The sequence below is a fragment of the Pseudoalteromonas sp. FUC4 genome (assembly GCF_008370255.1).
GTDB lineage: Bacteria > Pseudomonadota > Gammaproteobacteria > Enterobacterales > Alteromonadaceae > Pseudoalteromonas.
Genome location: NZ_SEUI01000004.1, coordinates 128,172 through 148,313, shown reverse-complemented (window position 1 = coordinate 148,313; position 20,142 = coordinate 128,172). Strand labels below are relative to the sequence as shown.

The 20,142-nt window shown below is 40.1% G+C and carries 19 protein-coding genes; 11 read left to right on the top strand and 8 right to left on the bottom strand.

Annotation, left to right across the window (positions count from 1 at the left end):
- The first annotated feature begins 79 nt into the window (after nt 1-79).
- On the top strand, nt 80-544 hold the full coding sequence (trmL, locus tag EU510_RS12910; protein ID WP_149593823.1) for a tRNA (uridine(34)/cytosine(34)/5-carboxymethylaminomethyluridine(34)-2'-O)-methyltransferase TrmL: 465 nt from the start codon (nt 80-82) through the stop codon (nt 542-544).
- Between the two features lie 72 nt (nt 545-616).
- Here the strand turns inward: trmL and gpsA are convergent, their stop codons facing one another.
- Genes gpsA through EU510_RS12890 form a run of 4 tightly spaced genes read right to left on the bottom strand, consistent with a single transcriptional unit; the run spans nt 617 to nt 2,868 of the window.
- Nucleotides 617-1,624: an NAD(P)H-dependent glycerol-3-phosphate dehydrogenase gene (gpsA, locus tag EU510_RS12905; RefSeq protein WP_149593822.1), complete on the bottom strand. Its 1,008-nt coding sequence runs from the start codon at nt 1,622-1,624 to the stop codon at nt 617-619.
- A gap of 3 nt (nt 1,625-1,627) precedes the next feature.
- Nucleotides 1,628-2,113 carry a protein-export chaperone SecB gene (gene secB / locus EU510_RS12900; RefSeq protein WP_002957782.1) on the bottom strand — a complete coding sequence of 162 codons (486 nt, stop codon included), beginning with the start codon at nt 2,111-2,113 and terminating at the stop codon, nt 1,628-1,630.
- Nucleotides 2,114-2,147: 34 nt separating this feature from the next.
- On the bottom strand, nt 2,148-2,405 hold the full coding sequence (gene grxC, locus EU510_RS12895; RefSeq protein ID WP_002957783.1) for a glutaredoxin 3: 258 nt from the start codon (nt 2,403-2,405) through the stop codon (nt 2,148-2,150).
- A gap of 31 nt (nt 2,406-2,436) precedes the next feature.
- Entirely contained in the window at nt 2,437-2,868 is a 432-nt protein-coding gene (locus tag EU510_RS12890) for a rhodanese-like domain-containing protein (protein WP_149593821.1), read from the bottom strand.
- Nucleotides 2,869-3,207: 339 nt separating this feature from the next.
- On the opposite strand from EU510_RS12890, the gene gpmM reads away from it, so the two are divergent.
- From gpmM to EU510_RS12870, 4 genes are read left to right on the top strand one after another with little or no spacing between them, the layout of a single operon-like run.
- Nucleotides 3,208-4,752: a 2,3-bisphosphoglycerate-independent phosphoglycerate mutase gene (gene gpmM / locus EU510_RS12885; RefSeq protein WP_149593820.1), complete on the top strand. Its 1,545-nt coding sequence runs from the start codon at nt 3,208-3,210 to the stop codon at nt 4,750-4,752.
- Nucleotides 4,753-4,755: 3 nt separating this feature from the next.
- The gene (locus EU510_RS12880) at nt 4,756-5,895 is read left to right on the top strand and encodes a murein hydrolase activator EnvC family protein (protein ID WP_149593819.1); all 1,140 of its coding nucleotides are present in this window, start codon (nt 4,756-4,758) and stop codon (nt 5,893-5,895) included.
- Nucleotides 5,896-5,929: 34 nt separating this feature from the next.
- A complete protein-coding gene (locus tag EU510_RS12875) occupies nt 5,930-7,195 on the top strand; it encodes a S41 family peptidase (protein ID WP_149593818.1) in 1,266 nt (421 codons plus the stop codon).
- A 58-nt stretch (nt 7,196-7,253) separates the two neighbouring features.
- Entirely contained in the window at nt 7,254-8,015 is a 762-nt protein-coding gene (locus EU510_RS12870; RefSeq protein ID WP_188085424.1) for a divergent polysaccharide deacetylase family protein, read from the top strand.
- Nucleotides 8,016-8,183: 168 nt separating this feature from the next.
- Here EU510_RS12870 and rpoH read toward each other — a convergent pair whose 3' ends face one another.
- The 4 genes from rpoH to ftsY all read right to left on the bottom strand — a co-directional run bounded on the left by rpoH (nt 8,184) and on the right by ftsY (nt 13,158).
- Nucleotides 8,184-9,047 (bottom strand): RNA polymerase sigma factor RpoH, encoded by an 864-nt coding sequence (gene rpoH, locus EU510_RS12865; RefSeq protein WP_149593817.1) that lies wholly within the window; start codon nt 9,045-9,047, stop codon nt 8,184-8,186.
- A gap of 296 nt (nt 9,048-9,343) precedes the next feature.
- Complete coding sequence (gene ftsX / locus EU510_RS12860) at nt 9,344-10,330, bottom strand: permease-like cell division protein FtsX (protein WP_149593816.1); 987 nt, start codon at nt 10,328-10,330, stop codon at nt 9,344-9,346.
- Entirely contained in the window at nt 10,327-11,004 is a 678-nt protein-coding gene (gene ftsE, locus EU510_RS12855) for a cell division ATP-binding protein FtsE (RefSeq protein ID WP_149593815.1), read from the bottom strand. The genes ftsX and ftsE overlap by 4 nt, the downstream gene beginning before the upstream one ends.
- Before the next feature lie 87 nt (nt 11,005-11,091).
- The gene (ftsY, locus tag EU510_RS12850) at nt 11,092-13,158 is read right to left on the bottom strand and encodes a signal recognition particle-docking protein FtsY (RefSeq protein WP_149593814.1); all 2,067 of its coding nucleotides are present in this window, start codon (nt 13,156-13,158) and stop codon (nt 11,092-11,094) included.
- Between the two features lie 207 nt (nt 13,159-13,365).
- Between ftsY and rsmD the strand changes: the two genes are divergently transcribed.
- The 6 genes from rsmD to prmA all read left to right on the top strand — a co-directional run bounded on the left by rsmD (nt 13,366) and on the right by prmA (nt 19,984).
- The gene (gene rsmD / locus EU510_RS12845; RefSeq protein ID WP_149593813.1) at nt 13,366-13,971 is read left to right on the top strand and encodes a 16S rRNA (guanine(966)-N(2))-methyltransferase RsmD; all 606 of its coding nucleotides are present in this window, start codon (nt 13,366-13,368) and stop codon (nt 13,969-13,971) included.
- 145 nt (nt 13,972-14,116) lie between these two features.
- Nucleotides 14,117-14,332 (top strand): 30S ribosomal protein S21, encoded by a 216-nt coding sequence (rpsU, locus tag EU510_RS12840; protein ID WP_002957797.1) that lies wholly within the window; start codon nt 14,117-14,119, stop codon nt 14,330-14,332.
- A gap of 19 nt (nt 14,333-14,351) precedes the next feature.
- Entirely contained in the window at nt 14,352-14,798 is a 447-nt protein-coding gene (locus tag EU510_RS12835; RefSeq protein WP_149593812.1) for a GatB/YqeY domain-containing protein, read from the top strand.
- Between the two features lie 244 nt (nt 14,799-15,042).
- Nucleotides 15,043-16,794 carry a DNA primase gene (dnaG, locus tag EU510_RS12830; RefSeq protein ID WP_149593811.1) on the top strand — a complete coding sequence of 584 codons (1,752 nt, stop codon included), beginning with the start codon at nt 15,043-15,045 and terminating at the stop codon, nt 16,792-16,794.
- A gap of 390 nt (nt 16,795-17,184) precedes the next feature.
- Nucleotides 17,185-19,035, top strand: a complete 1,851-nt coding sequence (rpoD, locus tag EU510_RS12820; protein ID WP_149593810.1) for an RNA polymerase sigma factor RpoD — start codon at nt 17,185-17,187, stop codon at nt 19,033-19,035.
- A gap of 67 nt (nt 19,036-19,102) precedes the next feature.
- Nucleotides 19,103-19,984, top strand: coding sequence for a 50S ribosomal protein L11 methyltransferase (gene prmA, locus EU510_RS12815; protein ID WP_149593809.1), 882 nt, complete (start codon nt 19,103-19,105; stop codon nt 19,982-19,984).
- The last annotated feature ends 158 nt before the right edge of the window (nt 19,985-20,142 follow it).

The window sequence follows — 20,142 nt, the reverse complement described above, 5'->3', positions numbered from 1 at the left end:
GTGTGAGTATATCATTTTTTTAAAAGGTTTCGTGTATACTGCCCTTCGTCAAACTACAGATTATTTTATAAGGCTCATTATGCTGGATATTGTTTTATACCAACCTGAAATACCGCCTAACACTGGTAATATTATTCGCCTATGTGCCAACACCGGCTATGCATTACATTTAATAGAGCCATTAGGTTTTGAGTGGGACGATAAGCGCGTGAAACGTGCAGGACTTGATTACCATGAATTTAGTCATGTTCAACGCCATGCCTCATTTGAGGATTACCTTGAAAAATGTAAACCAAAAAAAGTGTATGCATGCACAACCAAAGGTAGTCAGTTTCACCATGAAGCAAGTTACGAAGCGGGTGACTGTTTGGTATTTGGCCCAGAGACTCGCGGCTTGCCTGATGATATGATCCAAGCATTACCAAACGATCAGCGTGTACGTATTCCTATGCAAGCAAATAGCCGTAGTATGAACCTGTCAAATGCAGTCGCCGTATTTGTTTACGAGTCGTGGCGTCAGTTGGGCTTCCCTAACGCCCAGTAAATATAATCCGCTAGGCCTTAACTAAAAAACCGACATAATGTCGGTTTTTTAGTTAAGGCCTAGCTCAAGCGCTTATTCAGCGCGTTGTTCTCGTCCTAAAAGAGCCATAGCGGCTTCTTTCATGTCTTTATTTTCATAAAGTACTTTATAAATTTGCTCTGTGATTGGCATTTCTACGCCAGCACGCTGCGCTAGTAAATACACTTCTTTAGTGTTTCTAAAGCCTTCAACTACTTGGCCGATAGACTCAATAGCAGCATCAACACTCTCGCCTTTACCTAACGCCAAACCAAATCGACGATTACGTGATTGGTTATCTGTACAGGTTAGTATTAAATCACCAAGGCCTGCCATTCCCATAAAGGTTTCTGGCTTAGCGCCCAGAGCACAACCTAAACGAGTGAGCTCTGCAAGGCCTCGGGTAATGAGCGCGGTACGCGCATTAGCACCAAAACCTACACCGTCCGAAATACCGGCGCCAATTGCAATTACATTTTTAACCGCACCACCGAGCTGTATACCGATAAAGTCATCATTGTTATACACACGGAATGAGCGACCACAATGAAGTAAATCAGCCAGTTGCTGTGCAAATTCAGGTGACGTTGAAGACACTGAAATAGCTGTAGGTGACCCCATCGCCATTTCTTTTGCAAACGTAGGACCCGAAAGTACCGCAAGTGGAATGTCATCACCCAATTCTTGCAAAGCAACTTCTTGTAACAAACGTCCAGTATTAGGCTCAAGCCCTTTAGTTGCCCACGCTACTTTAGCACCGTCTTGCAATGCAGGTTTTATCTGCGCAAGCGTGTCGCCAAACGCATGGCTTGGCACAACAACAAGTACAATAGCACTGCTAGCAACGGCATTTTGTAAGTTAGCTTCAAGAGTAAGAGTATCTGGGAAAGGAGCATCAGGTAAGTAACGTTGATTTTTCCGCTCAGCTGCAAGCGTGGCAACGTCGTCGCTATTTCTTCCCCAAAGTGTCACCTGGTGACCATTTCGGGCTAAACAAATAGCAAGGGCGGTGCCGTAAGACCCCGCCCCTAATACAGTAACAGCTGTAGTTGCTGTACTCATAAGTTATGCGTCTGCTGAAGCCTGGTCAGCTTGCGCAGTACGTTGTTGCATGTATTGTGCAAATAACGCATCAAAATTAACTGGCGCAAGGTTAAGCTGTGGGAAAGTACCACGGTTAACAAGGTTTGAAACAGCTTCACGTGCATATGGGAATAATACGTTAGGGCAAAATGCACCTAGCATGTGCGCAAGTTGCACTTCTTCAACTTCAGCAATAGTAAAAATACCTGCTTGTTGAATTTCACATAAGAACGCAGTTTCTTCACCAATAGATGCAGTTACAGTTAGCGCTAAAACAACTTCAAATACACCTTCGTCCAACTTGTTTGAGCGTGTATCTAGGTCTAGCTTAACTTCTGGCGTCCATTCTTTTTGAAAGATGGCCGGAGAGTTTGGCGTTTCAAACGATACATCTTTAGTGTAAATGCGTTGAATAGTAAATTGTGCGCCAGCTTCTGCAGCTGCTACGTTTTGATTTTCTTCGTTCATTGTTATTCCTAACTTGTTCGTTATTATAATTAAATTAAGCGTTTAGCTTAGCGTCAAGTTTACCTTGCGCTTCAATAGCCATCATGTCGTCGCAGCCACCGATATGTTCATCATTAATAAAAATTTGCGGTACTGTGCTTGCACCACCTGCTTTGGCAATCATTTCATCGCGTAGCTCAGGCTGCACACCAATATCATAATTTGTGTATTCAACGCCTTTGCTGTTTAAAAGCGAAAGAGCACGCTGACAAAATGGACAATACGCCTTGGTGTATAAAACAACATTACTCATAATAAATCCTCTATCGGCCTAGCTAAACTGATTAGCGACCTGTTGTAGTTGGTAAGCTGGCAGATTGCCACGCACCCATGCCACCTGCTAATAAGTAAACTCGTTCAAAACCAGCTTTACTCATAGCGGCTGCAGTACTTTGGGCAGTCATACCTGTAGTACATACAACTATAATGGGTTTAGTCTTGTACTTTTCAAGGCTTGAAAAGTCAGATTTTTTCGCATTCTCTGGGCTTAAGTGCTCAGCACCAGAAATACGCCCTGCATTAAACTCTTTTTGCGCACGTATATCGATTACTTGACCGTCATCACGGTTAATAAGTAACGTAAGCTGCTGAGGATTTATTTGACGAACAGCTGAAAGCTTACTTTTTATCCAGCCACTAACTATAAGGAAAACAATACCAACCCAAGCAAGGCTTAAAATGGGGTGATTTGTAATAAATTCAATATATTGATCCATTCTACTTCCACTATGAAATTATGTTTTAAAACGTGATGTTTCAAATGTTTTGTACTTTAGCCACGCAAGTATACCCAAACCAACCTAAAATGCGAGTTTAGGAGCACTTAGAGACGTTTAAAAAACGATAAAGCCCCCCCATATATAGTTAACAGAACTCTGGATAATAAATCTATCTCAAGCAGAGTTCATGTTAGTCAATAAGGTATAAGTAAAAATATTTAATATCTTGTTTTCAATGCTGATCCTAGCTTAAAAACACGGTATGCTAAAACCACGCTAATAAACCTTTTTAGGTGCACAGTATCCATCAACAGATACTAATTTTCAGGAGCTATTATGACAGAGCATAAAAAACCACTGGTATTAATGATTTTAGACGGTTGGGGACACCGCGAAGATACGCAAAGTAATGCCATTCTTGCAGCTAACACACCCGTATTAGACAATTTATGGGCCACCCGCCCACACACGTTAATATCAGCTTCGGGTTTAGATGTTGGTCTTCCTGATGGTCAAATGGGTAACTCAGAAGTTGGCCATGTAAACTTAGGTGCTGGGCGCATTGTGTATCAAGATTTTACTCGTATTACCAAAGCAATTAACGATGGCGAGTTTGATTCAACCCCAGCCTTAGTTGAAAACATAGACAAAGCAGTAAGTGCTGGTAAAGCGGTTCACATAATGGGTCTTTTAAGCCCAGGTGGTGTGCATAGCCATGAAGATCATATAGTTGCAAGTATCGAACTTGCTGCAAAACGTGGTGCTAAAGAAGTCTATTTCCATGCATTTTTAGATGGCCGTGACACTCCTCCACGTAGCGCAAAAGCATCAATCGAACGAATTGAAGCGTTATTTAGTAAACTTAAGTGCGGACGTTTAGCATCACTTATTGGCCGTTACTACGCAATGGACAGAGACAACCGTTGGAACCGTGTAGAAAAAGCTTACAACGTAATGACGCTCGCCGAAGGCGACTTTAATTTTGATAATGGTGTTGAAGCACTTAATGCAGCGTACGAGCGCGACGAAAACGACGAGTTTGTAGCAGCTACGACTATTACGCCAACAGGCGCCACTCCTGCTTCAATAAACGATGGCGACACCGTTATTTTTGCTAACTTTAGAGCAGATAGAGCTCGCGAAATTACCCGCGCTTTTGTTGAACCTAAATTTGATGGCTTTACTAAAAAAAGAACACCAGAGCTTAGCGCATTTGTAATGATGACAGAGTATGCAGCCGATATAGACGCACCTGTTGCATTTGGACCTACACCACTAATAAACGTACTTGGTGAATGGTTTGAAAAAAATAATAAAACACAGCTTCGCATTTCAGAAACCGAAAAATACGCACACGTTACGTTTTTCTTTAGTGGCGGGCGCGAAAGTGAATTTGAAGGTGAGACACGCGAGCTAATTCCTTCGCCGCAAGTGGCAACCTATGACCTACAACCTGAAATGAACTCAGAAATGCTAACCGACAAACTAGTAGCAGCAATTAAAAGCGGTAAATACGATGCTATTATTTGTAACTACCCTAATGGCGATATGGTTGGTCACTCAGGTGTATTTGAAGCCGCTGTTAAAGCTTGTGAAGCTGTAGATAGCTGTATCGGACGTGTTGTTGATGCACTAGAAGAGTTTGGTGGTGAAGCACTAATTACAGCCGATCATGGTAATGCTGAGCAAATGGCTGATCTTAAAACAGGCCAAGCACATACTGCCCACACTAGCGAACCGGTACATTTTATTTATGTTGGTCGCGATGCAGAGCCAATGCAAGGTAAAGCCTTAAGTGATGTAGCCCCAACAATGCTTCACTTAATGGGTATGGAGCAACCAAAAGAAATGACTGGTACTCCTATCATGATGTTGAAATAACACATGAATAAACGTATTAACCGGTTAATTAAGTGCGGTTTGATACTAACTTCATTAGTGGCTGCATCTGCAGTTGCTAATGAAGATCGTACTAAAAAAGACTTATCAGAAGTTCAAAATGCACTTGAGCAGAGCCAAGCTGAATATAACGCCCAAAGAAAAAAAATAGCGTCCCTACAAAAAAATCTAAAAAGCCATGAACTCGATATAGCTAAAAATGCTAAAGCACTTAACATGGCAGAGCAATCCGTAAAAGAGACTAAAACACAGCAAAAAGAGTTACAGAGTAAAGCCGATGAGCTTGATAAAAAACACACTCAGTTTCAGAAAATTTTAGCCGCGCAACTCAAAAGTGCCTATATGGCCGGTGGCGACGACTACTCTAAAATGCTGTTGAATCAAGAAGACACAGCCAAGCTTGAGCGCACACTTAGCTATTACAACTACTTAAATAAAGCCCGTATTGAACAAATCGAAGATCTAAAAGATCTTCAACAGCAAATAGCACAAAACCAAGAAGAGCTTGTTAAAACACAAGAAAAACTAGAGCTTTTATTTGATGAGCAAAAAAGGCGTCAAACTGCATTACTCAATGCACAAAGTGAACGCCAAGCTAATCTTAAAAACTTACAAGCTCAGCTCAACAGCACTAAAAGCTCAATAAATTATTTAAAAGAAAACCAACAAACTTTAGTAACAACGATTAAAGAGCTCGAAAAAGAAAAAACACAAAAAATAGAATTACTTGGCCTAAATAAGAGTAAGGGCAAATTAGACTGGCCGAGCAAAGGCAAGTTAGAGCACACATTCGGCCAACGTAAACATGGTGGTATTGATTGGAAAGGCGTATTAATTGGTGCAAAAGAAGGCACTAATATTAATAGCGTGCACAACGGCCAAGTTGTATTTGCCGATTGGCTAAAAGGTTATGGATGGGTAATTGTTGTAGACCATGGTGAAGGTTTTATGAGCCTATATGGCCACGCTCAAACGCTACTAAGAGATGTAGGCGATATGGTACGTGAAGGCGAAACCCTCGCTTTGGTAGGCCAAAGCGGCGGACAGGCAAGTTCTGGTCTATACTTTGAAATACGCCACAAAGGACGCGCAGTAAATCCTGTAAAATGGTGCAAACGTATTTAATTAGATAAATCGCTGCACCGCTCTGGAGCAGCTGATGACAACTAAAAAACACACAATAAATACCGTTAATAAAAAAAGTACAGACTTTTATATAAGTCTGTACTTACTTGTATTACTAACCCTAATTACCTTTACTAGTAATACACTAGCAAGCTCAATTAAAGATCTTAAAAGACAACAAATAGACGAAATACTCTTTAACATTCATACCTATTACGTTGAAGATCTCACCTTACAAAATAGCCACCATATTAAATATAACAACCAGCAGTTTGAGCGTTTATATTCAAAACTCGACTCCTATTCTAAGTACTTAAATGAGTATGAATTAGCCTCATTATTTGATAACACAAATGGTCGTTACACAGGTATTGGTATAGAAGTTAAGAACATAGACGAGAATATGACTATTGTTAACGTGGTTAATAATTCGCCCGCAAAAGCAGCAGGTATTTTACCAGGTGATATTATTGTAAGTGTAAACAACAACGCAGCCCAAAACCGTACTATCGACGAAGTAGCAACACAAATAAGAGACAGTGATTTTTCGAATATAGATATAATTGTAAATCGCGATAACAATAAAAACCCACTCACTTTTCATGTTACACGTCGCCAGATAAACCTCGAAAGTGTAACAAGCGAACTTTTAGATTTTGGAACTGGTTACATAGCTATCAATAACTTCTCTAACCACACATTACATGAAGTTGCACTACAAGTTGCCGCCCTGCAAAACCATTTTGGCTACCCACTTAAAGGCTTAGTAATTGATTTACGTGATAACCCAGGGGGGACATTACAAAGCGCAGTGGCGGTATCAGACCTATTTTTACAAAGTGGCACTATAGTGACGACTAAAGGACGTTTTTACGATGCCAACCAAGCATTTTATGCAAAGCGTGGAGACATTCTAAAAAATGCGCCCATTGTTGTACTTATAAATGAAAACTCTGCCTCAGCAGCAGAAATACTAGCCGCAGCCCTTAAAGATAATAAACGAGCAACCGTTGTTGGCAGTCAATCCTTTGGGAAAGGATCGATTCAATCGTTAATCCCTTTAGGCGATGGCAACACAGCACTTAAACTCACTACAGCTAAATACTATACCCCCCTTGGCCAATCTATTGATGGCATAGGAATAACACCTGATGTGGCGATTAATCAAACAAGCCTTTCACAAACTAATAAAGCCGTTATAATAAAAAATGAGCAAACTAACAGTAACGCGCAATTACTTACGGGTAACTTAGCCGATCTACAATTAGTTAAAGCAAAACAATTACTCAGTATGCAATAAAACAGCTTTATTTAAAGCAACCTACTGAAATTTAAAAAAGATAATAAAAACTATAAACGTGAAAATAATAAAATGGCTAGTACTGTCTATTTGCTTAGCCTGCACAGGTGTTAGCGCTAAGCAAATAGCAATAGTGATAGACGACATAGGCTATCATCAGCGAGATTTAGATTTCCTCTCATTACCAGGGCAATTGACGTATTCAATTTTGCCCCATACTCCTTATTCGCAAATTTTTGCAACACTTGCCAGTCAATCAAATAAAGAGTTATTGCTTCATGTGCCTATGCAAGCACTTAACGGTAAAGAACTAGGGCCTGGTGCGCTTACTTTAAATATGGATAAAGAGCAGCTTCAGCAAACTCTTGGAACCGCTCTCGCTAGTTTACCGCAAGTTAAAGGCGTTAATAACCACATGGGCTCAGCGCTTACGCAAAAAAGCCAAGCTATGAAGTGGACAATGGAAGTACTTAAAAAGCGTCATTTATATTTTTTAGATAGTCGCACAACCGATTTAAGCCAAGCACAAAACGCCGCGAACTTTTTAGGTGTCGAGAATATCGGCCGCCACGTGTTTTTAGATAACATAACTACGCCCGAGCAATTGCAATTTAGGTTAGACGAATTAAAACACAAAGCTACAAAACATAACTTTGCCATTGCAATTGCTCATCCCTACCCTGAAACCATCGAATTTTTACGCCATGCCTTACCAGAGCTAACTAAGCAAGGTTTTGAGCTCGTGCCGGTTTCGCAGCTGGTTGAACGTAAATATATTCAGTTGGCTCTGGCTGAGGGAAAAGGAATTAGTGCTAGATGATATAGCTTTAAATAATACTATGCCCGAATGATAAACTAACCATTCGATAATGCAGAGTATCGGTATAAATTTTATCGTTGGGTTTCGCTTCGCTCAAACCAACCTACCTGAAAGCAAAAAGCCCCGCATTTTCATGCAGGGCTTTTTAAATTTCATTCTTTAGAGTGATTAGCTCATAGCGCTTTGCAGCTTTTTCATTGCTGTTTTTTCTAGCTGGCGAACACGTTCAGCAGATACACTGTACTTTTGTGCAAGCTCTTGAAGAGTCGCTTTATCATCAGACAACCAACGTGCGCTAACAATATCTTGTGAACGTTCGTCTAGTGTTTTAAGTGCGCTAAATAAACGAGTGTGCGCTTGCTCTTTCCACTGTTCTTGTTCAACGTCGTCAGCTAAATCAGCTGCGCCATCTGTTAGGTACTGTACTGGAGAGTACGTGCTTGTTGGTGCGTCGTCGTTATCGTCGCCCGTTAGATCAAAGCCCATGTCTTGGCCGCTCATTCGCGATTCCATTTCACGTACTTCTTTCTCACTCACACCTAGTTCACTAGCAACAGTGCTAACCTCAGCTTGATTAAACCAACCTAAACGCTTTTTGTTTTTACGAAGATTAAAAAACAATTTACGTTGCGCTTTAGTGGTTGCAACTTTAACTATGCGCCAGTTTTTAAGCACAAACTCGTGAATTTCGGCTTTAATCCAATGCACTGCAAACGATACCAAACGTACACCCACTGAAGGGTCAAAACGTTTAACCGCTTTCATCAGGCCTATATTACCTTCTTGAATAAGGTCAGCTTGTGGCAAGCCGTATCCCGAGTAGCCTTTAGCAATATGTGCTACAAAGCGTAAATGCGACATAATGAGTTGCTTGGCAGCACTAAGATCGCCTTCTTCCTGAAGCTTTTTAGCAAGCTCTTGCTCTTGCTCCACTTTAAGCATAGGAATAGTGCTTACCGCTTGAAGGTAACCATCCATGCTTGCGCTTTGTTGTCCGACTGTAAGTGCCATTGCGTATAAATCTTTACTCATTTTTCACCTCGGTGATAAACATTTGAAACCATCTTAGCACTCTTTACTTAAGAGTGCTAACCCCAATTTAAAACTTTTTTAAAGTATAAATCAAGTAGTTTTTTGGTATGTATTTAGTCTACTACAAGCGACTGAATAAGTGATGAATTAAGGGTTTGCAAGCAATTCGCTCCGTCGCAACACACTATTTACAACTCATTACTTTAAGGGAGGATAGTATATAGATATGACAGTTTTAATAAACCGAAAGCGTATCCAACTTGATACTCTACGTGTATCAAGTTGAATTGGTTCATTTATACTTTGTCGGGTTCTATTTCTTTAATATACCGATTTACAGATAGATACGAGCCAATAAAGCCTAAGCTAGTGGCAAGTAATACTAAAAAGCCAAGCTCGCTAAGCGATAAGCCAATAAGTGAAAAGCTTGTTTGATATACGCCTGCAACGCTACTCACAGCACTCGAAAGCCACCACATCATTAATCCAACACATATAAAAGCAAATAAACCGCCTATTACGCCGTACCATATACCAGTCCACAAAAATGGGGCATGTATAAATGTATTGGTAGCCCCTACAAGTTTCATTACTTGAATTTCTTCTTTTTTGTCCATAATAGACAAGCGAATAGTGTTGCCAATAATGAGAGTCACTGAGGTAAGTAATAATAGTGCGATAGTTATTACACTTTCTTTGAGTAAATCAAGCAGTGCATTTAAACGCTCTAACCATGCTATATCAAGCTTTCCAAAGTCAACTTCACGTTCACTCTCAAGTTTAGTTAGAAGCGCCTTAGCGGCGTTTGGCTGCCTATTACGCTTTGTTGGCGTAACAAGCACTACATCAGGTAATGGATTTTTATCTAAATACTCTAAAGCCTGCCCAAAACCGGAAACATCTTTAAACTCGGTGAGTGCTTTTTGCTTTGAAATAAACTCAACACTCTCCACTTCTGGGTAAAGTGCTAAACGCTTTACTAAGGTTTGCGTTTCTTGCTCGTTCATACTTTCTTTTACGAATAACGATATTTCACTCGCTTCTTCAAAACCACTGCTTACCTGCTGTACATTTTTAACAACTAAATAAAGTGTAGCTGGCAAAGTTAGGCTCAATCCAAGTACTGCAATGGTCATCATTGAAGCAAGTGGTGTACGCCACATTTCACCTAAACTATGCACACCTTGGCGAAAAATATTAATTATGAAAAAATAACCACCCGCTAATATCGATTTCTGTTGCTTATCGTTACTATTTTGACGACCTTTAAAAAGTAAACTCATAATGTTCCCTCAGCAAGCGGATCTTCAAGCATACGGCCATCTTTTAAAGTTAGGCTTCGATACTTCATACGCGACACTAAACCAAGATCATGTGTAGCAATAAGCACAGTTGTACCGTGCTTATTAAAGTCTTCGAACAACTTTAATATTTCCATTGAAAGCTCAGGGTCGAGATTACCAGTAGGTTCATCAGCTAATAATATTGGCGGGGAGTTTACAATAGCTCTGGCAATACCTACTCGCTGCTGTTCACCACCAGAGAGCATAGAAGGATGACATTTTATTTTATCTATCAGGCCCACTTTATCAAGCGCGCCATGTACTCGTTTAGCTATTTGCTTATGATGTGTACCCTCAATAATTAGAGGTAATGCTACATTATCAAAAACGGTATAGCGCTCTAATAAACGGTGGTTTTGAAAAATAATACCAATATCACGACGAGCATAAGGAATTTGACGCGAGTTAACTTTATTCAAATCAACCCCATTAATAAACACGTTACCCGCAGATGGGCGCTCCATTAAACTAATTAGCTTAAGTAGCGTACTTTTACCGGCGCCACTGTGGCCCGTTAAAAAAGCGAGTTCGCCAGGCTTAATGTGAAAATTAACCTTTTCAAGTGCACGGTGCCCACCAGGGTAAGTTTTACTTACTTGCTGAAAATTTATCATCTTTTTATTATGCCAACGCCATTAGCTTGTTAACAGCATTAGTAATCCTCGCAATTAAAAAGGGAGCTAGCTCCCTCTTTTGGTAAATTAAACGTCGTCCTCATCTTGGCTAAATAATGCATCAATAAAGTCATCGCTTTTAAAAGCGCGTAAATCATCAATACCTTCACCAACACCAATGTAACGAATTGGAATATTAAACTTATCGGCAACCGCAAAAATAACACCGCCTTTTGCAGTACCATCAAGTTTTGAAAGTGTAATACCAGTTAAACCAACACATTGATTAAATAAGTTTACTTGGCTAATAGCGTTTTGACCTGTACCAGCATCAATAGTAAGCATTACTTCGTGAGGTGCATCTGGGTCAATTTTTTTCATTACACGGGCTATTTTTTCAAGCTCTTGCATTAAATTATCTTTATTTTGCAAGCGCCCAGCTGTATCAGCAATTAATACATCAACATTACGCGCTTTCGCGGCTTGAAATGCATCAAATACTACCGACGCGCTATCTGCACCTGTGTGCTGTGCAATAACCGGAATACTGTTACGTTCACCCCAAACCTGTAACTGTTCTACAGCTGCGGCCCTAAACGTATCTCCTGCGGCAAGCATGACCGACTTACCTTCGTTTTGAAATTGCTTAGCTAACTTACCAATCGTAGTTGTTTTGCCAACTCCGTTTACACCGACCATTAAAATAACAAACGGCTTTTTATCTTTATTGATAACTAAAGGTTGTTCAGCAGTTTTTAGCATTGCTGCCATTTCTTGTTTCATTAATTCATAAAGCGCATCACCATCTTTTAACTGTTTACGGTTCGCTGCATCAGTTAAACGATCAATCAACTTCATGGTGGTATCAACGCCTAAATCGGCGGTGAGTAATTGAGTTTCAAGATCTTCAAATAATTCGTCGTCTATTTTTTTTCCACTAAAAATAGACGAAAAACCAGAACCTATATTAACGCGAGTCTTTAACAAGCCTTTTTTGAGGCGAGAAAAAAAACCTTCTTTTTTTGGCTTTTCGGCTTTTTTAGCTTCTTCAATTGCAAGTTCTGCTGTGATACGTTCTTGTTCTAAACGCTCATTTTCTGCTTCTTCTGCAGTAATACGCTCTTGCTCTAAGCGTTCGTTTTCTGCTTTTTCAGCTGCAAGGCGTTCTTGCTCTAAACGTTCATTCTCTGCTTTTTCAGCTGCAATACGTACTTGCTCTAAGCGCTCACTTTCTGCTTTTTCAGCCGCAAGGCGTTCTTGCTCTAAACGTTCATTCTTTGCTTTTTCAGCTGCAAGGCGTTCTTGCTCTAAACGTTCATTCTCYGCTTTTTCAGCTGCAATACGTACTTGCTCTAAGCGCTCATTTTCTGCTTTTTCAGCTGCAAGGCGTTCTTGCTCTAAACGTTCATTCTCTGCTTTTTCAGCTGCAATACGTACTTGCTCTAAGCGCTCATTTTCTGCTTTTTCAGCCGCAATGCGTTCTTGCTCTAAAAGCATCTGCGCTTCTTGTTCTGCTAAGCGCTTCGCTTGCTCTTGCCTTTGAGCTTCAGCGTCCGCTTGTTCTTTTGCTAATAATTCAGCATTCGCTTGCTCTATTGCAAGATTTTCGGCTTTGATTGCCTCATCTTGTTTTTCAAGGCGTATTTGTTCTAGCCGCTCAGCCTCTACTTTTTCTGCCGCTAATCGTTCTTGCTCTAAGCGCATCTCTTTTTCTTGTTCGGCTAAACGTTGCGCATGTTCTTGTCTTTTCGCCTCGGCATCTGCTTGCTGTTTTGCAAGCAATTCAGCATTGGCCTGCTCAACGGCAATCTTTTCCGCGTTTTCAGCACGCTGGCGTTCTTGTTCTAAACGCTCTGTTTCAGCCTCTGCTTTTAACCGTTCAGCTTCAGCTTGCTCTTGCGCGAGTTTTTCTTGCTCTAAACGTGTTGCTTCAATTTTTTCAGCAGCGATACGCTCTTGCTCTAAGCGCTCTGTTTCAGCCTCAGCTTTTAAACGATCAGCTTCAGCTTGCTGCGCTAGTTTTTCTTGCTCTAGCTTCTGCGCCTCTTCTTGCGCTAATGCTTGTTGTTTATCAGCTGCTGCTTTTTGCTCTGCTTCTTTTTTATCTGACTTGCCAAAACCGAGCCACGACATGAATTTACTTTTTTTTGTCATACTTGCTAATAACCACTTATAAAAATCTGATAAACTAAAATTTGAAATAGCTTGGCAATGCCCAGCAATAGTTGCTAATAAATACAACCATTCAAAACGTAAGTGTTCAATAGTAACACTTTTAATGCGGTTGAAAAATGAAGCTACACGTAATCGCCCATAATATTATCTGAGCTAGATACCATATACCATTTTTTAGTGAGCTAAATGAGAAAAAAAACAACGCAAAATAAAGCTACTAACAAGCCCAATGATGGCTTTATTAGAGTAATTAGTGGTCAATTTAGAGGCCGTAAACTCCCTGTTAAAAACGTAGAAGGCTTGAGACCTACTACCGATCGAATTAAAGAAACTGTATTTAATTGGCTAATGCAAGATACGCGTGACGCAAATGTACTTGATTGCTTTGCAGGTTCTGGTGGATTGGGATTTGAAGCGCTATCACGATTTGCTAAAAGCGCTACATTTATCGAGCTTGACTCATTAGCTGCTAAGCAATTAGAACAAAATATTAGCACTTTAAAGCTCGACAACGCATACATTAAACATACCAATTCACTCTCGTTTTTAGAGCAAAAAAACACAAACGAAACCTTTAATCTTGTATTTGTTGACCCACCATTTCGTAAAGATTTAGCGCAAACAACCTGCAATTTATTAGAAAAAAACCAATGGCTAAGCAACGACGCATTAATTTATGTTGAAGTAGAAGCAGAGCTAGCCGCCTTAGAAACGCCAACCAACTGGTTGTTAATTAAAGAAAAAAAAGCGGGTCAAGTACTTTGCCAACTGTACCAGCGCCAAGCAAATTAATACTGTTTAACGTAATGCGTTTCTGTTAATATTGTCCTTTACATGTGGTGTTGCTTCGGATTACAATACCGCACCATTTTTGAACCACTTGATCAATGTTTGATCAACTTGAGCAACGCTCATAATTTAGGTAGGTGAATTTTTAATGCCAGTAATTAAAGTAAGAGAGAACGAACCGTTTGACGTAGCACTTCGTCGCTTCAAGCGTTCATGTGAAAAAGCAGGTATCCTTTCAGAAGTTCGTCGTCGCGAGCACTATGAAAAGCCAACAGCTGAGCGTAAGCGTAAAAAAGCTGCTGCAGTTAAACGTCACATGAAAAAACTTTCTCGTGATAACGCACGTCGCGTTAAATTATACTAATATATTAGGTCTTGTATAAATGAGCCTTTTAATAACGCTAGAAAATGCACGAAACGATGCGATGAGAGCCCAAGACAAACAACGTCTTAATCCTATTCGTATGGTACTTGCTGCAATAAAACAACGTGAAGTTGACGAGCGTATAACGCTAGACGACGCAGGTATTACCTCCGTTATAGTGAAGCTTGTTAAACAACGTCGTGACTCTTACACTCAGTACAAAGATGCTGGGCGTGATGATTTAGCTGATATTGAAGCCAGTGAAATAGTAGCACTTGAAACTTTTTTACCTCAACAATTGAGTGAAGAAGAAATTATTGCTCTCATTGATGCGGCTATTGCTGATACTAACGCAGCAGGTATGCAAGACATGGGTAAAGTAATGGGTATAATCAAAAGCAAAGCCGAAGGTCGTGCCAATATGGGCAAGATTTCTGGTTTAATTAAGCAACGATTAACTGCCTAATACTCCCACATACATTAAAGTATGATTGAAGTGAACCGAGCCTTGCGCTCGGTTTCTTTGTTTTTAACTTTAATAAAAAGTACACCTATTAAGTTACTTTAAAATGAAATTTTTTATAGCTTCCCTATTTATTTTGCTATCATTTTGGTAAGTTAAAGCAGGCTATACTTTGCATCAAGCAAGTATAAAAAAGTAAATTTCATATTCGTTATTCTTCTTATTATTTCAGGACTGTATTTTACTAATGGCTGGAAAGATCCCACGTAACTTTATAGACGATTTACTTGCCAGAACCGATATTGTCGACCTGATAGACTCAAAAATAGGTCTAAAAAAAGCAGGTAAAGATTATCAAGCTTGCTGCCCATTTCATAACGAAAAATCCCCCTCATTTACTGTATCGCAAGACAAACAGTTTTATCACTGCTTTGGGTGTGGCGCTAATGGTAATGCTATTTCGTTTGTAATGGAGTACGAAAAGCTAGAGTTTGTAGATGCTATTGAAGAAATAGCCAGCATGCTCAACTTAGAAGTACCTCGAGAACAAGGCACAAGTTCAGCACCAGAACGTACAGCTGCGCAAAAGCGCTCTGATTACGATTTAATGCTTCATACTGCACGCTTTTATCAGCATCAGTTAAAGCATCATAGTAATTCAGCTGCTGTTATTGAATATGTTAAAGGCCGTGGTTTAAGCGGCGAAACAGTTAAAAAGTTTATGATTGGCTACGCCCCCAGCGAGTGGGACGGGCTATGCCTACAACTTGGCCGCAACAAAGAACAAAAAGAGCAATTAGTTGAATTAAAACTAGCCTCAGAAAAAACTCCTGGTAGGCAGTTTGATTTTTTCCGCGATCGTTTAATGTTCCCTATTCGCGATAAGCGTGGGCGCGTTATTGCCTTTGGCGGACGTGTAATGCAAGCCGACCAAGGACCAAAATATCTAAACTCGCCAGAGACCCGAATTTTCCATAAAGGCTTTGAGCTTTACGGGCTTTATGAGGCAAAACAAGCCCATAAAAAACTTGACCATGTCATGATTGTTGAAGGTTATATGGATGTTGTTGCCCTAGCAGAGCAGGGAATTGAATATGCTGTTGCGTCACTAGGCACCGCAACAACAAGCGAGCACATGCACACATTGTTTAGAACTACTGATAAAGTAATCTGTTGTTACGATGGCGACAGAGCAGGCCGTGATGCTGCATGGCGAGCGCTTGAAAACGCACTCCCCTATTTAAACGATGGTAAAGCACTGCAATTTGCATTTTTACCCGATGGTGAAGATCCAGATACGTTAGTGCAAAAAGAAGGTAAAGAACAATTTGAATTGCGCCTAGGCCAAGCAGATGACTTTACCAAAGTATTGTTCAATAAATTAAGCCAAGAAGTTGATTTAACGCTCGACTCAGGAAAAGCCAAACTGCTTAGTGCTGCACTTCCACTAATTGAAAAAATTCCGAGTGAATTTTACCAAGAAAATATTTTGGAACAATTAGGCCGTTTAATTGGCAGAACACGTGAGCAATTAAATAACCGTTTAAAAACACCTAAGCAACAGCATTCGATTGAGCGAAAATTTAAAATAACACCCATGCGCCAAGCAATCGGTATTTTAATTCAGCACCCTAATTTAGCTAAAAGTGTGCCGTACTTACCAGAACTCGCGCAAATGAATATTGCTGGCATAGGCCTGTTATTACGCTTACAAGAACAAGCCCTAGAAAAAGAAAATGTTACCACTGCACAATTGCTCGAATTTTTCAGAGGGACTGAAGATTATGAGCCATTAATAAAGCTTGCAACGTGGCAACACGAAATAAATGAAGAACGTTTAGAGACGGTTTTTAAAAATACTTTCAAGTTTATTGAAGATCAGTGTTTAAATTATCGACTCGAGACCCTATTAATAAAGGACAAGACTCAAGGCCTCAGTAGCGACGAAAGACTTGAGTGTCATTTGTTAATGACAGCGTTAAAAGCGACTAACAGTTAGGGTCTGTTTATCTTTCGAGGTTAAGTTTACAGCAGTGTGTTTGGTATTTAGACAAGACAGAGCTTATGTAGTGTGGTTATTCCACATAAATAGGCGATAACGCAGCATAAATACCAAACACGCGCTGCCCTTTGGGTTCGACCCAAGGGAGGTTTACTCTTTGTTGCTCGGTTTTTACTTAGCCCACTAGGTTACAAACCTCGCGCCGCGATTAAACCACACTTGGATAGAACAAACTTTAATCCTGAAAGACCAACAGACCCTAGTCAAAATTGATTTAAACTGTTATACTGTGCTATTCACTGCGTCACATTATTCTAGTTAGCTTTAATGCAAACTACATGATGGCGCCTGTTGTATCAACTTATCAGAGTGGAAGAAACAATCTCTATGGATCCAACTCCTCAGTCACAATTAAAACTTCTGATTCAAAAAGGTAAAGAGCAAGGCTACTTAACTTTTGCAGAAGTAAATGATCACCTTCCACAAGACATTATAGACTCAGATCAAGTAGAAGATATCATAAGCATGATTAATGATATGGGTATCAAGGTTAGCGAAAACGCGCCTGATGCTGATGAATTAATGATGCAAGAAACAACGACAGACGAAGACGCAGCTGAAGCTGCCGCAGCAGCACTTGCAACTGTAGAAAAAGAAATCGGCCGTACAACGGACCCGGTTCGCATGTACATGCGCGAAATGGGTACTGTTGAACTTCTTACACGTGAAGGCGAAATTGTAATCGCTAAACGTATCGAAGAAGGCATTAACCAAGTACAGATTTCTGTTGCAGAGTATCCTGAAGCAATTACTTACCTACTAGAGCAGTGGGATAAGTTTGAAGCTGAAGAAATGCGTTTAAGCGATATTATTGTTGGGTTTATCGATCCGAATGAAGATACAGCGCCAATTTCAGCAACTAACATCGGTTCAGAATTAAGTGCTAAGCAACTTGATGATGACGATAAAGATGACAAAGATGATGCTGATAACGATGACGAAGATGAAGAAGAAGTAGACACAGGTCCAGATCCTGAAGAAGCTCGTATTCACTTTGAAAACTTACGTGATTTATACAATAAAGCACGTGATACGTTTGAAGCTAAAGGTCGTTCGCATCCTGAATCACAAGCCGCCATTTTTGAAATCGGTGAGCTTTTCAGAACCTTTAAATTAATACCTAAACAGTTTGACCGCATGGTAAATAACATGCGTGAAATGATGGATCGTGTTCGCGTTCAAGAACGTCTAATCATGAAACAAGCTGTACAAATTGCTAAATTACCGAAGAAAACATTCGTTAAGCACTTTGCTAACAACGAAACTGATGCTTCTTGGGTTGATTTAGAAATTTCAGGTAACGAAAAGTATTCAGCTAAACTTGAAGAAGTTAAGCCAGAAATCATTCGTAGCATTAATAAATTATCTGTTATTGAACAAACAACAGGTTTAAGCATTGAGCGTATTAAAGACATTAACCGTCGAATGAGCATTGGTGAAGCGAAAGCACGCCGTGCGAAAAAAGAAATGGTTGAAGCTAACTTACGTCTTGTAATCTCAATTGCTAAAAAATACACAAACCGTGGCTTACAATTCTTAGATTTAATCCAAGAAGGTAACATTGGTCTGATGAAAGCGGTTGATAAGTTTGAATATCGCCGTGGTTATAAGTTCTCTACTTATGCTACGTGGTGGATACGTCAAGCAATCACACGCTCTATTGCTGACCAAGCAAGAACAATCCGTATTCCTGTACATATGATTGAAACGATTAATAAACTTAACCGTATCTCTCGTCAAATGTTACAAGAAATGGGTCGTGAGCCAAATCCAGAAGAATTAGCAGAACGCATGATGATGCCTGAGGATAAAATCCGTAAGGTACTTAAGATTGCTAAAGAGCCAATTTCAATGGAAACACCAATCGGTGATGATGAAGATTCTCACTTAGGTGACTTTATCGAAGATACAACTATTGATTCGCCAATCGATTCGGCAACAATGGAGTCTCTTCGTGGCGCAACTAACGATGTACTTGCAGGCTTAACAGCTCGTGAAGCTAAAGTACTACGTATGCGTTTTGGTATTGATATGAATACCGACCACACCTTAGAAGAAGTAGGTAAACAGTTTGACGTAACACGTGAACGTATTCGTCAAATAGAAGCGAAAGCGCTGCGTAAATTACGCCACCCTTCTCGCTCAGATTTACTGAAAAGCTTTTTAGACGCTAAATAATTTAGCGCTACTATATAAACTAAAAAGGCCGCTATAGCGGCCTTTTTTCTATTTGAAGGAAATAACCATGGCTTGGATCCAAATTCGTATTAATGCCAATGCTGCAACAGCTGATGCCGTAAGCGACCTATTAATGGAAGCGGGTAGCGCTTCAGTAACCTTTATTGACGCAAAAGACACCCCTATCTACGAGCCTAAAATTGGCACCGTTGTGTTTTGGGCTGATACCACAGTTATTGGCTTGTTCGAAGCTAATCATGATATGAACGCAGTCGTTGCGTTATTAAAGCGCCATGATGAGCTAAAAGACAATTTAGTATACAAAATAGAGCAACTTGAAGATAAAGACTGGGAACGTGAATGGATGGATAACTTCCACCCTATTCAATTTGGCGAAAAACTATGGATTTGCCCAAGCTGGCGCGACATTCCTGACCCTGATGCAGTAAATGTATTGCTAGACCCTGGCCTTGCTTTTGGCACGGGCACGCATGCGACAACGGCCTTGTGCCTTAAATGGTTAGAAAGCCAAGATCTGACGGGTAAAACGGTTGTTGATTTTGGTTGTGGCTCAGGCATTTTAGGGATTGCAGCGATAAAATTAGGTGCAGAGCGCATGATTGGGATTGATATTGACCCTCAAGCACTCGAAGCAAGCCTAGATAACGCTAACCGAAATGGTGTTGCAGACAAACTTGAAGTATACCTGCCAGAAAACCAACCTGAGTTTAGTGCAGATATAGTAGTGGCAAATATTTTAGCCCAGCCACTTCGCGAATTGCACAGTGTAATTTTAGGTTTATTAAAGCCTAGCGGTAAAATTGCCATGTCGGGTATTTTAGAAGAACAAGCACAATCAGTTGCTGATATTTATGCACCCTTTATTGAGCTAGATGATATTGCCGTTGAAGGTGATTGGACTCGAGTAAGTGGCACAAAAAAAGCGTAATAAATCGAACAATCAAATCTAGAGCATTAACTCAAAACATGCATGTAAAGCCTGTATTTAACAGGCTTTACTATTTTTTTACATATCCAAAAATTTTCTAGTTATCTTGTAAAAAATAAAATCTGTATGAATTTCAAACAAATCAACCTACTTGTCAT